This is a genomic window from Ancrocorticia sp. (assembly GCF_052089425.1).
GTDB lineage: Bacteria > Actinomycetota > Actinomycetes > Actinomycetales > Actinomycetaceae > Ancrocorticia.
Genome location: NZ_JBQCZW010000002.1, coordinates 140,071 through 153,747 on the forward strand (window position 1 = coordinate 140,071; position 13,677 = coordinate 153,747).

Below are 13,677 nucleotides of genomic sequence, written 5' to 3' on the forward strand. Positions count from 1 at the left end.
CACAAGCCATCCGCCTGATGATGGACTTTCTGCGGTGTTGGCGCCAACGCCTTACCAACGTCAGGGAAGGATCCCCCTTTGGCTGCTTCGCGCACCTATTCGCTCTCCGCTGCTCATGGTAAGCCGGTTGTAGACCGGGCTTCCTTTGCAAAGATTTCTGAGCCGCTGCAGGTACCTGACCTGCTGGGCCTCCAGACAGAAAGTTTCGGCTGGCTCACCGGCTCATCTAAGTGGGTGGCCGAACACCCAGACGAGCAGTCTGGGCTCGAGGAAATCTTTGAGGAGATTTCCCCGATTGAGAACGCTGCCCAAACAATGGGGCTTGTGCTCTCCTCGCCGCATCTTGAAGATCCTAAGTATTCGATCTTGGAGTGCCGTGAGCGTGATTTAACCTACTCGGCGCCGATGTATGTGACGGCCGAGTTCCAAAACTATGAGACTGGTGAGATCAAGTCTCAGACCACCTTCATTGGTGATTTCCCGCTGATGACGGCGCGTGGCACGTTCATCATCAACGGAACTGAGCGTGTTGTTGTGTCTCAGCTGGTCCGCTCTCCGGGCGTGTACTTTGAGCGCACGGCCGATAAGACGTCCGATAAGGACATCTTCTCCACCCGCGTGATTCCCTCGCGTGGCGCATGGCTGGAGTTTGAGATCGATAAGCGTGACGCCGTTGGTGTACGCGTTGATCGTAAGCGTAAGCAGTCCGTCACGGTGTTCCTCAAGGCCCTTGGCCTCTCCGAGAGCGAGATCCGCGAGAACTTCGCTGATTTCCCCGCGCTGATTGACACGTTGGAGAAGGACACGGTCCATACGCAGGAAGAAGCCCTGCAGGATCTGTACCGCAAGCTCCGTCCTGGCGAGCCGCCCACGGCGGAAGCTGGGCGTACCCTGCTCAACAACTTCTACTTCAACACCAAGCGCTATGACACGGCGAACGTTGGCCGCTACAAGATCAACAAGAAGCTTGGGCTTCCTGAGGGTTCCGGAACGCGCCAGCTGGGTATTGAGGACATCACGGCCGCGCTTCGCTACATGCTGGCGCTTCACGCTGGCCAGAGCGAAGTTGTGTGTGCCGAAGATGGCAAGCCGGTTTCCACTGAAACTGACGATATCGATCACTTCGGTAACCGCCGCATCCGCGCCGTTGGTGAGCTCATCCAGAATCAGGTTCGCACGGGCTTGGCCCGCTTGGACCGCATGGTTCGCGAGCGTATGACCACGCAGGAAGCCGAAGCCATCACGCCTTCCTCGCTCATCAACATTCGCCCCATCGTTGCCGCGATCAAGGAGTTCTTCGGAACCTCCCAGCTTTCGCAGTTCATGGATCAGAACAACCCGCTGGCCGGCCTGACGCACAAGCGCCGCCTGTCCGCGCTTGGCCCCGGTGGCCTTTCGCGTGATCGCGCTGGCATGGAAGTTCGAGACGTCCATCCTTCCCATTACGGGCGTATGTGCCCGATTGAGACCCCAGAGGGTCCGAACATTGGTCTGATCGGCTCTCTGGCTTCTTTCGCCCGAATCAACCCCTACGGCTTCATTGAGACCCCGTACCGTGTGGTTGAGGACGGTGTGGTCACCGATACGATTAAGTATCTTCAGGCCGACGACGAAGACACAGTGTTCATCGCTCAGGCAGAGGCACCTCTCGATGAGACAGGGCGCTTCCTTCAGGATGAGCCTCTGTGCCGTATGCCTGGCGGCGAGCCTGCGTTGGTCCCGGCCGATGAGATCGGGTTCATGGACGTGTCCGCACGCCAGATGTGCTCGGTTGGTACGGCCATGATTCCGTTCCTTGAGCACGACGATGCGAACCGAGCCCTCATGGGCGCGAACATGCAGCGTCAGGCTGTGCCGCTGCTACGTCCCGTTGCCCCCTACGTTGGTACGGGCATGGAGATGCGCGCCGCGGTTGACGCCGGCGATGTCACCGTTGCCACGGCTGCGGGTGTTGTGACCGAAGTTGATGCGGATGCTATCCACGTCGAACAGGATGACGGCACTCACGCCCTGTACAAGATGATCAAGTTCGATCGCTCCAACCCGGGCAACTGCACCAACCAGAAGGTTGTTGTGTCCGAGGGTGACCGCGTTGAGGCCGGCACGCTGCTGGCTGACGGCCCGGCAACAGAGGGCGGCGAGCTTGCGCTTGGCCAGAACTTGCTGGTGGCCTTCATGTCCTGGAACGGCTACAACTACGAGGACGCGATGATCGTGTCCGAGCGTTGCGTGAAGGAAGATCTCCTGACCTCGATCCACATCGAGGAGCATGAGGTCGATGCCCGCGATACCAAGCTTGGACCCGAGGAAGTCACCCGTGACATCCCGAACGTGTCCGAGGAGATGCTGTCCCATCTTGATGAGCACGGCGTTATTCGCATCGGTGCCGAAGTCCAAGCAGGAGACATTCTGGTTGGCAAGATCACCCCGAAGGGCGAAACGGAGCTGACCTCAGAAGAGCGCCTGCTTCGTGCGATCTTCGGCGAAAAGGCGAAGGAAGTGCGCGATACCTCGCTGCGCGTTCCTCACGGCCAGTCCGGCATCGTCATTGGCGTTCGTCAGTTCACCAAGGACAACAACGATGAACTGGCAGCCGATGTCAACGAAACCGTTCGCGTGTACATCGCTCAGCGCCGCAAGATCACCATTGGTGACAAGATGGCGGGACGCCACGGCAACAAGGGTGTTATTTCCCGAATCCTCCCCGTGGAGGATATGCCGTTCATGGAAGATGGAACTTCGGTTGACATCATCCTGAACCCGCTTGGTGTGCCAGGCCGAATGAACCTTGGTCAGGTATACGAACTGCACTTGGGCTGGATTGCCAGCCAAGGGTGGGACGCCACCAAGGCTCGCGAGGCCGGCGAAGAGTGGGCGAATCGCCTACCGGAGAACACCGTCACTGGTGAGCCGGGCTCACGCGTGGCAACCCCAGTGTTCGATGGTCTGATGGCCGATGAGCTCAATGGCTTGCTTACCTCCACGCTGCCGAACCGCGATGGCGATGTCATGATCGATCAATTCGGTAAGGCACGCCTGCTGGACGGGCGGACGGGCGAACCGTTCCCCGAGCCTGTTTCGGTTGGTTACATGTACATCCTGAAGTTGCACCACCTTGTGGACGATAAGATCCACGCGCGCTCGACTGGCCCATACTCCATGGTGACCCAGCAGCCGCTCGGTGGTAAGGCGCAGTTCGGTGGCCAGCGCTTCGGTGAGATGGAGGTGTGGGCGCTTGAAGCTTACGGCGCCTCGCACACCCTTCAGGAAATGCTGACCATCAAGTCTGACGATACCGTTGGCCGCGTCAAGGTGTACGAAGCCATCGTCAAGGGCGATAACGTTCCAGAACCAGGCATTCCCGAGTCCTTCAAGGTGCTCATTCAGGAAATGCGCTCGCTCTGCCTGAACGTTGAGGCGCTCGATTCTGCTGGCGAAGCAATCGATCTGCAGGACGATGAAGAAGACCAGTTCCAAACCCCTGAGCCCGTGGCTATGCCAACTGGACTTGAGGATCTGACATCTGGAGCGGAATTCTAAGACTTGTGACGGAAGATGCCGGGTCCCGCGCCCACCCGGCACCTTCCGAAGTCGGCTCCACAATGAAGAACGTAACGGTGCAGAACCTGAGGAAGTAGGAATCTTGCTCGACGTCAATCGTTTCGACCAGCTGCATATTGCTCTGGCAACTTCGGACGATGTCCGTGAATGGTCCCATGGCGAGGTTAAGAAGCCCGAGACCATCAATTACCGTACTTTGAAGCCTGAGAAGGACGGCCTTTTCTGCGAGCGCATCTTCGGTCCCACAAGGGACTGGGAGTGTGCGTGTGGAAAGTACAAGCGCCCACGCTTCAAGGGAATTGTTTGTGAACGCTGTGGTGTAGAAGTCACCCGTTCCAAGGTGCGCCGTGAGCGCATGGGCCACATTGAGTTGGCCGCCCCCGTCACCCACATCTGGTACTTCAAGGGTGTTCCGTCCCGCTTGGGCTACCTGCTGGACATTGCTCCCAAGGATCTGGAGAAGGTCATCTACTTCGCCGCCTACATGGTGACCGAAGTTGATGCCGAGGCACGCCGCGATGACATGCCCACTCTTCAGTCCGAATACGAGCTGGAGCGCGCCGCTCTGGAGAAGGCCCGCGATGTTGATCTGGAAGAGCGCCAGCAGGTGCTCGAGAAGGATCTGGCCGCAGCCGAAGCAGAGGGCGCGAAGTCCGATGTGAAGAACAAGCTCAAGCGCGCCGCAGAAACTGAGCTGGGCCGTATCCGCAAGCGCGCGGACGCGGACATTGCTCGCCTAGACACTGTCTGGGATCGTTTCTCCAAGCTGAAGGTTGGAGATCTGGAAGGCGATGAGGATCTTTATCGTGAGATGGAGACCCGCTACTCGGATTACTTCGCCGCTGCACGTGGTGCGGAGGCGATCCAGAAGCGCCTAGAGAACTTCGATCTGCAGGGCGAACATGAGCACCTTCTCGAGGTTATCGAGACGGGAACAGCTCAGCGCAAGGCACGCGCTCTCAAGCGCATCAAGGTGGTCAACGCCTTCTTGCACTCGTCCACGAAGCCCGAGGCCATGGTGCTGGATGCCCTGCCCGTGATCCCGCCGGATCTGCGCCCGATGGTTCAGTTGGACGGTGGCCGTTTCGCCACCTCCGATCTCAACGATCTGTACCGCCGCGTCATCAACCGCAACAACCGCCTCAAGCGGATGCTGGATCTTGGCGCCCCGGAAATCATGGTGAACAACGAAAAGCGCATGCTGCAGGAAGCTGTGGACGCGCTGTTCGATAACGGCCGCCGTGGCCGCCCCGTTCAGGGCGCCGGCAACCGTCCGCTCAAGTCCCTCTCTGACATGCTCAAGGGCAAGCAGGGACGCTTCCGCCAGAACCTTCTGGGCAAGCGCGTGGATTACTCGGGCCGTTCGGTTATCGTGGTTGGCCCCACCCTGAAGCTGCACCAGTGTGGCCTCCCGAAGATCATGGCGCTCGAACTGTTCAAGCCGTTCGTCCAGAAGCGCTTGGTTGATTTGGAGATCGCCAAGAACATCAAGGCGGCCAAGCGCCTCATTGATCGTCAGCGCTCCGAGGTATGGGACGTGCTAGAAGAGGTTATTCAGGAGCATCCTGTTCTCCTCAACCGCGCACCAACCCTGCACCGCTTGGGTATTCAGGCGTTCGAGCCCCAGCTGATTGAAGGCAAGGCCATCCGCTTGCACCCGCTCGTGTGTGGCGCCTTCAACGCGGACTTTGACGGTGATCAGATGGCCGTGCACCTCCCCATTTCGGTGGAGGCACAGGCTGAGGCACGTATCCTCATGCTGTCGGCCAACAACATCCTCAAGCCTTCTGACGGCCGCCCCGTCACGATGCCTTCTCAGGACATGGTGATCGGCCTGTACTACCTGACATCCCTGCGCAAGGGACTGGCAGGGGAGGGCCGCTACTTCTCCTCGGTCAGCGAGGCCCAAATGGCCTTCGATCTTGGCGAACTGGACATGAACTCCACGTGCCACATCCGCTTCGAGGGCGATGTTGTGCCCCCACGCGGTTGGGACGGGGCAGAGAACCACGAAGTTGGCGATCCGCTGCTGCTGGAGACCACGTTTGGACGCGCACTGTTCAATGACACGCTTCCCACGGACTTCCCCTACGTCAATGACGTTGTGGATAAGAAGCTCCTTGGCGCGATCGTCAACGAACTCGCTGAGCGTTACGAGAAGGTTGCCGTTGGCGCCTCCTTGGACGCCCTGAAGTCCACCGGTTTCTACTGGGCTGGCCGCTCCGGCGTGACCATCGCGGTGAACGATGTTGTGGTTCCCGAATCCAAGCCAGCCATCTTGGCCAAGGCGGAAGAGGACGCGGCCCGCATCGAGCACCAGTTCCTGACCGGACGTATTGAGGACGAGGATCGCCGCCGCGATCTGGTTGATCTCTGGTCAACCGTCACCGATGAGATCGCCGGCCAGATGCGCGAGAACTTCGATGAGACCAACACGGTGAACCGCATGGTCTCCTCCGGTGCTCGTGGTAACTGGGAGCAGGTCCGCCAGATTGCTGGTATGCGTGGCCTCGTGGCCGATCCGCGTGGAAACATTATTCCCCGCCCGATCCAGTCCAACTACCGCGAGGGCCTTTCGGTTCTCGAGTACTTCATCGCCACACACGGCGCCCGTAAGGGACTGGCCGATACGGCTCTGCGTACCGCGGATTCGGGCTACCTGACCCGCCGCCTCGTGGACGTCTCCCAGGATGTTATCGTGCGCGAATCCGATTGTGGAACGCGCCGCGGCTTGGCCAAGACCATCGCGGTTGCGGACGATGCAGGCAACTTGGTGGCCGATGAGCAGTTGGACACCGCGGTATACGCCCGCACGTTGGCCCGTGACATTTCGGATGCGGATGGCAACATCATCGCGGCAGCCGGCACGGATCTTGGTGACGTGGTGATCGAGAAGCTGATCGCCGCTGGCGTGACCGAGGTGAGCGTGCGCTCCGTCCTGACCTGTGAGTCCCGGATTGGTACGTGCGCGAAGTGCTACGGCCGCTCCATGGCTACAGGCAAGCTCGTGGATATCGGTGAGGCCGTGGGTATCGTGGCCGCCCAGTCCATTGGCGAACCCGGAACCCAGCTGACCATGCGTACGTTCCACACCGGTGGTTCGGCTTCGGCAGACGATATTACTCAGGGTCTTCCCCGAGTTCAGGAGTTGTTCGAGGCACGTACCCCGAAGGGCGAGGCTCCGATCGCGGAAGCGGCCGGCCGCCTTGAGATCGAGGATGGGGAGCGTTTGCGCCGCCTGACGATCGTTCGGGACGACGGCGACGACGACATCACCTATCAAGTTGCCAAGCGCGCCAAGCTGCGCGTGGAAGAAGGCGGCCATGTGAGCGTTGGCGAACAGCTTGTTGAAGGATCGGTTGATCCCAAGAAGGTGCTGCGCATCAACGGCCGCAAGGCAGCTCAGCAGCACATCGTCAACGAAGTACAGGCCGTGTACCGTTCACAGGGCGTGGAGATCCACGATAAGCACATTGAGGTTATCGTGCGTCAGATGCTTCGCCGCATCACCATCCTAGAGGCCGGAACTACCAAGCTGCTCCCGGGCGAGCTTGTGGATGTTTCAGTGTTCGAGGATGCCAACCGCGCCGCGATGGCTGAAGGCGGCAAGCCCGCTTCTGGCCGTCCCGAGCTCATGGGTATCACGAAGGCCTCTCTGGCAACGGATTCGTGGCTATCGGCCGCGTCCTTCCAGGAGACCACCAAGGTGCTCACAGAGGCAGCGCTCAACGCCAAGTCCGATCCGCTCTCCGGCCTCAAGGAGAACGTTATCCTCGGTAAGCTCATCCCGGCCGGTACCGGGCTTGAGGAGCTACGCCACGTGGAGATCGAACCAACGGCCGATGCGCGCATCGAGTTCGAAAAGAACAACGGCTTCAACCATGCCGATCTGGAACCCTTCGATGATGTGTACCGCTACGGCGATTACCCAGATTTCGATCTGACAGCCGGATACGGAGCATACTGATCGATAGGTCGAACTAGACCGGTCACGTAGATCACACAACATGAGGCGGGCAGGGGAGTGATCCCTTGCCCGCCTTTGTGTTTCCTGCCACCACTGGGGCACATCCTTTGACGCTATACCAAATAAGCGGCTAATCTTGTGTAGGTTGCCCGTTCGCGGGTCCGACACGCATGCGATGGCGTCCCTGCCCCCGAATGCGTGTGGCAGCGGTGTGCATTCGGCCCCGGCGAACAATCTTTGTTTCATTAGAACATTTCAGGAGAAATAGTGCCCACTATTCAGCAGTTGGTCCGTAAGGGACGCAGCAGCAAGGTCGGTGCCGGCAAGACGCGTGCTCTGCAAGGGAGCCCCCAGCGTCGTGGCGTGTGCACCCGAGTATTCACGACAACCCCAAAGAAGCCGAACTCCGCTCTGCGTAAGGTTGCCCGTGTTCGCCTTTCATCCGGCGTTGAGGTTACGGCCTACATCCCCGGTGAAGGTCACAACCTTCAGGAGCACTCCATCGTTCTGGTCCGTGGAGGGCGCGTTCGCGATCTCCCCGGCGTTCGCTACAAGATCGTTCGCGGCGCACTCGACACCCAGGGTGTGAAGTCCCGTGGCCAGGCTCGTAGCCGCTACGGTGCGAAGAAGGAGAAGAAGTAATGCCACGTAAGGGACCTGTACGCAAGCGTCCGCTGGTCAATGATCCAGTTTACGGCTCCCCGGTTGTTACCCAGCTGGTTAACCGCATCCTTCGCGATGGAAAGAAGTCCACAGCCGAGCGCATTGTTTATGATGCACTCAAGGGCGTTGCCGAGAAGTCCGATCAGGATGCCCTGACCGTCCTCAAGCGCGCGCTGGACAACATTCGTCCGTCCCTAGAGGTTCGCTCCCGCCGCGTCGGTGGCGCCACCTACCAGGTGCCGGTTGAGGTCAAGCCCGGCCGCGCAACAACGCTGGCACTGCGCTGGCTCGTGGATTACGCGCGTGCGCGCCGCGAGAACAGCATGACTGAGCGCCTCATGAACGAAATCCTCGATGCTTCCAACGGCCTTGGTGCCGCTGTCAAGCGCCGCGAGGATACGCATCGTATGGCGGAGTCCAATAGGGCGTTCGCTCACTACCGTTGGTAACACCGGGTTGAGCCCTTGAGCTTGCCCCCTACGAAGAAGAGAGCCTGAACGTGGCACTTGAAGTGCTTACGGACCTCAAGAAGGTCCGCAACATTGGAATTATGGCGCACATTGACGCTGGCAAAACCACCGTCACCGAGCGCATCCTCTTTTACACCGGTATTAACTACAAGATCGGTGAAACCCACGATGGTGCCTCCACCACCGACTGGATGGATCAGGAAAAGGAACGTGGTATTACCATCACGTCCGCTGCCGTCACAGCGTTCTGGAAGGGCACCCAGTTCAACATCATCGATACCCCAGGACACGTTGACTTCACGGTCGAGGTTGAGCGCGCTCTTCGCGTGCTTGACGGCGCCGTGGCAGTGTTCGACGGCAAGGAAGGTGTTGAGCCCCAGTCTGAGACCGTGTGGCGTCAGGCTGATAAGTACGCGGTCCCGCGTATCTGCTTCGTCAACAAGATGGACAAGCTCGGCGCTGATTTCGATTTCTCGGTTCAGACCATTCGTGACCGCCTCCATGCAACGCCCGTTGTGATCACCTTCCCGATCGGCGCGGAGAACGATTTTGCTGGCGTGGTGGACATCCTCAAGATGAAGGCCATCCGCTTCCCAGAGACAGATGATGAGGGTGTGGAAACACGCGGCTCCGTCGTCGTCGAAGAAGAAATCCCAGCCGATCTCCTCGAAAAGGCGGAGAACCTCCGTACCGAAGCGATGGAAGAGGCTGCGGAAGCCAACGATGAACTCATGGAAAAGTACCTCGATGACGGGGAACTCACCACTGAGGAAATGATCGAAGGCATCCGTTCTAGGACCGTCAACTCCGAGATCTACCCCGTGTACGCGGGTTCGGCATACAAGAACAAGGGCGTCCAGCCCATGCTGGATGGCGTTGTTAACTTCCTGCCGGCCCCCCACGATCTTCCTCCGGTTGAGGGCTTCCGCCCCGATCACGAAGATGAGCCCATCTTCCGCAAGGCTGATGAGAAGGAACCCTTCTCAGCTCTGGCCTTCAAGATTGCGGTACACCCGTTCTACGGCAAGCTCATCTACGTGCGCGTATACTCCGGCAAGGTGACTCAGGGTACTCAGGTGCTCAACACCACCACCGGCAAGAAGGAACGCATCGGCAAGATGTTCCAGATGCACTCGAACACCGAGAACCCGGTGGACATTGCACACGCTGGTCACATCTACGCATTTGTGGGCCTCAAGGATACCCGCACCGGCGATACGCTGGCTGAGATCGGCCACCCCGTCGTGCTGGAATCCATGACCTTCCCGGAGCCCGTGATTCACGTGGCCATCGAGCCGAAATCGAAGAACGATCAGGAGAAGCTCTCCATCGCCATTCAGAAGCTCGCCGAAGAAGATCCCACCTTCACGGTCCGTCAGGATCCAGAGACCGGCCAGACCGTTATTGGCGGTATGGGCGAACTCCATCTGGACATTCTGGTTGATCGCATGAAGCGCGAGTTCCGCGTGGACGCCAACATCGGTAGCCCGATGGTTGCCTACCGCGAAACCATCCGTAAGCGCGTGGAGAAGTACGACTACACGCATAAGAAGCAGACCGGTGGTTCCGGCCAGTTCGCAAAGGTTCAGGTCACCCTTGAGCCGTTGCCTGAGGATTCCGAAGCTGACAACTACAACTTCGTGAATGCTGTGACTGGCGGCCGCGTTCCCCGCGAATACATTCCTTCTGTAGATGCCGGTATCCAAGAGGCAATGCAGAACGGTATTCTGGCTGGCTACCCGATGGTAGACATCCAGGCCACTCTCGAAGACGGCGCCTACCATGACGTTGATTCTTCGGAAATGGCATTCAAGATTGCCGGAAACATGGTGTTCAAGGAGGCCGCGAAGAAGGCCAAGCCTGTGCTCCTGGAACCGGTGATGGATGTTGAGGTACGTACTCCGGAAGAGTACATGGGCGATGTTATCGGCGATCTTAATTCCCGCCGCGGCATGATCAAGTCCATGGAAGATGCTCACGGAGTGAAGATCGTTCGCTCGAATGTCCCGCTGAGCGAGATGTTCGGTTACGTTGGCGATCTGCGTTCCAAGACTCAGGGCCGCGCGGTGTACACCATGCAGTTCGATTCCTACGCTGAGGTTCCGAAGGCTGTTGCTGAGGAAATCATCGCAAAAACTCGGGGCGAGTAACTTCCCCCAAGTCCTGTACAATCAGTTACCGTAAACAAGAACTTGAGCTGAATTCGATCAGCCCTAAGTCAATCTAGAGTCCCAGGAGGGCCCAAGTGGCGAAGGCCAAGTACGACAAGTCCAAGCCGCATATGAACATCGGCACCATCGGGCACGTGGATCATGGTAAGACAACCCTGACCGCTGCGATCACCAAGGTGCTTGCGGATGAATACCCCGAGCTGAACTCGTTCACACCGTTTGACGAAGTGGACAACGCTCCAGAAGAGCGCGAGCGCGGCATTACCATTAACGTGTCTCACGTTGAGTACCAGACGCCTAAGCGTCACTACGCTCACGTTGACGCCCCAGGCCACGCCGATTATGTGAAGAACATGATCACCGGCGCCGCTCAGATGGACGGTGCGATCCTCGTGGTTGCAGCGACCGACGGCCCCATGGCTCAGACTCGCGAGCACGTTCTGCTCGCCCGTCAGGTAGGCGTGCCGGATATCATCGTTGCACTCAACAAGTGCGACATGGTTGATGATGAGGAGCTCCTCGAGCTCGTGGAGATGGAGGTCCGTGACCTTCTCTCCTCGCAGGAGTTCGATGGTGATGACGCCCCCGTCATCAAGGTCTCTGCATTCAAGGCTCTTGAAGGCGATCCCAAGTGGGTTGAGGCCATCAAGGAACTCATGGCAGCAGTGGATGACTACTTCCCGGATCCCGTTCGTGATCTTGAGAAGGAATTCCTCATGCCAATCGAGGACGTCTTCACGATCACCGGCCGCGGCACCGTCGTGACCGGCCGTGCAGAGCGTGGCCAGCTGAAGCTGAACGAAGAAGTTGCCATTATCGGCCTTCGTCCAACTCAGAAGACCACCGTCACCGGTATCGAGATGTTCCACAAGCAGATGGATACAGCCGATGCAGGCGAGAACTGTGGCCTCCTTCTCCGCGGCACCAAGCGCGAAGATGTTGAGCGTGGCCAGGTTGTTGCCCGTCCGGGTACCATCACGCCTCACACCAAGTTCGTTGGTCAGGCCTACGTGCTGAAGAAGGAAGAGGGCGGCCGTCATAACCCGTTCTTCTCCAACTACCGCCCGCAGTTCTACTTCCGTACCACGGACGTCACCGGCGTTATCACCCTTCCAGAAGGCACCGAAATGGTTATGCCTGGCGACAACACTGAGATGAACGTTGAGCTCATCCAGCCAATCGCTATGGAAGAGGGCCTCGGCTTCGCTATCCGCGAGGGTGGCCGCACCGTTGGCTCCGGCAAGGTTGTTTCCATCGTTGAGTAATCACGATGGCCTAACGGCTTAATGATTGAGGCCCCCAGCATTGCGCTGGGGGCCTCAATCTGTCTTAAGCATCAGCCATTGACGGTCGTGTGAACGTCTGCAAACCACGGCTCGAGGCGGGCGTAGGCGTCAAGGAATAGCCGGTAGGGCTCCTCGTAGGCCGCATGGGCTGCGGCAACTGGCGGCGTATCGGGGTCACGGTGCGAGAGCCGTGTGGCGATCGTGAAATCGTCGAACACTCCGGTGCCTACTCCCGCTAGCACGGCGGCACCGATGGCGTTAGCTTCCTCGACAATGTCACGCGGGGCGACGGGCAGATTCCACGTGTTGGCCAAGATTTCTAGCATGACGGGGGACTGAGCAAGTCCGCCGATAGCATCGATGTGGTCAACGGCGAAGCCGGCATCGGAAAACGCCTCGAGCCCGGTGCGGAGATTGAAGGCAACGCCCTCCATGACGGCGCGCATCATATGCGGCTGCTTGTGATCCATGTGCAGTCCGGCAAACACGCCACGAGCCAGCGGATTCCAGTAGGGAGAACGCTCGCCGATGAGATACGGAAGGAAGAATAGCCCCTTCGTGGCAGCTTCCACCCGCCCGGCCGAGCCGAGGAACTGTTCGTAGGATTGGCCGCCGGATAGGACCTCTTGACCCCAGCTGACCGACGCTCCACCGGCCTGCATCGTGGCGGTTGGCACGAACTGCCCCGGCACCACGTGGTTGAACGTCATCGAACGCATCTTGGGATCGAGCAACGGGCGCGATGCAGAGAGTGAAACCCACGAGGACGAGCCAAGGTATGTGTACGCCCCTGACGTCTCGTCAATGATCCCGGCTCCAAGCGCCGCCACGGGCCCGTCGCCACCACCCATAACCACTGGCGTGCCTTCGGTGAGTCCAGTGGCCCGCGCGGCCTCGGCAGTGACTCGGCCGATGATGTGGGTGGAGGGAACGATCGGTGGGAAGAGACTGTGGTCCAATCCCGCCGCATCGATGATGTCCCATGCCCAGTCGCCTGCTGCCTGATCGTAGGCGTTGGTGGACGAGGCATCGGAGGGGTCTGTGGCCAGTTCTCCGGTGAGCTTGAAGGCAGTGTAATCCTTAGCCAGGCAAAACACGGCGGTGCGAGCGAAGTTCTCCGGCTCGTGAGCACGCAGCCACATGAGTTTCGTCAACGAATAGGTGGGATTGAGCCTATGGCCAGTAATTCTGTAACAGTCGTCCATGGAGATGCGCTCCAACAGAGCGTCAGTCTCCTTTGTGGATCGAGTGTCCGCCCAGATGATGGCGGGGCGAACTGGTTCGCCTGCCTTGTCCAGCGGCACAACTCCCATCATCTGGCCGGAGAACGAGACCCCGTCAATGTCCGAGCCTGACGTGTGCGTGGTGCCCAGCAGCTCGCGAGTCGCCTGACATACTGCATTCCACCAGTCGTGCGGATTCTGCTCTGCCTTGCCATCGGTTCCCCAATCGGCGCCATATGCGACGGTCTGGGAGGCGACCATCCGGCCGTCATTGGATACGAGTGTTGCCTTGTTTCCTGTAGTTCCTAAATCGTGTGCTATCAGCATGAGTTAGTC

Annotated in this window: 7 protein-coding genes; 6 read left to right on the plus strand and 1 reads right to left on the minus strand. The window is 59.2% G+C overall.

Translation table 11 applies throughout. The features are described 5' to 3' along the window. Window positions 1–78 precede the first annotated feature (78 nt). From rpoB to tuf, 6 genes are all read left to right on the plus strand, one after another. Complete coding sequence (gene rpoB / locus ACTHV6_RS01485) at window positions 79–3,540, plus strand: DNA-directed RNA polymerase subunit beta (RefSeq protein ID WP_441385488.1); 3,462 nt, start codon at window positions 79–81, stop codon at window positions 3,538–3,540. 103 nt (window positions 3,541–3,643) lie between these two features. After that, the gene (locus ACTHV6_RS01490) at window positions 3,644–7,528 is read left to right on the plus strand and encodes a DNA-directed RNA polymerase subunit beta' (RefSeq protein ID WP_441385489.1); all 3,885 of its coding nucleotides are present in this window, start codon (window positions 3,644–3,646) and stop codon (window positions 7,526–7,528) included. Between the two features lie 267 nt (window positions 7,529–7,795). Next, window positions 7,796–8,170 (plus strand): 30S ribosomal protein S12, encoded by a 375-nt coding sequence (gene rpsL / locus ACTHV6_RS01495; protein ID WP_441385490.1) that lies wholly within the window; start codon window positions 7,796–7,798, stop codon window positions 8,168–8,170. Next, on the plus strand, window positions 8,170–8,640 hold the full coding sequence (gene rpsG / locus ACTHV6_RS01500) for a 30S ribosomal protein S7 (RefSeq protein WP_441385491.1): 471 nt from the start codon (window positions 8,170–8,172) through the stop codon (window positions 8,638–8,640). Before rpsL ends, rpsG begins: the two co-directional genes overlap by 1 nt. Window positions 8,641–8,690: 50 nt before the next feature. After that, entirely contained in the window at window positions 8,691–10,811 is a 2,121-nt protein-coding gene (fusA, locus tag ACTHV6_RS01505) for an elongation factor G (RefSeq protein ID WP_441385492.1), read from the plus strand. Window positions 10,812–10,906: 95 nt separating this feature from the next. Beyond that, entirely contained in the window at window positions 10,907–12,097 is a 1,191-nt protein-coding gene (tuf, locus tag ACTHV6_RS01510; RefSeq protein ID WP_441385493.1) for an elongation factor Tu, read from the plus strand. Between the two features lie 71 nt (window positions 12,098–12,168). Here tuf and xylB read toward each other — a convergent pair whose 3' ends face one another. Beyond that, the gene (gene xylB / locus ACTHV6_RS01515) at window positions 12,169–13,668 is read right to left on the minus strand and encodes a xylulokinase (RefSeq protein ID WP_441385494.1); all 1,500 of its coding nucleotides are present in this window, start codon (window positions 13,666–13,668) and stop codon (window positions 12,169–12,171) included. Window positions 13,669–13,677: the final 9 nt, after the last annotated feature.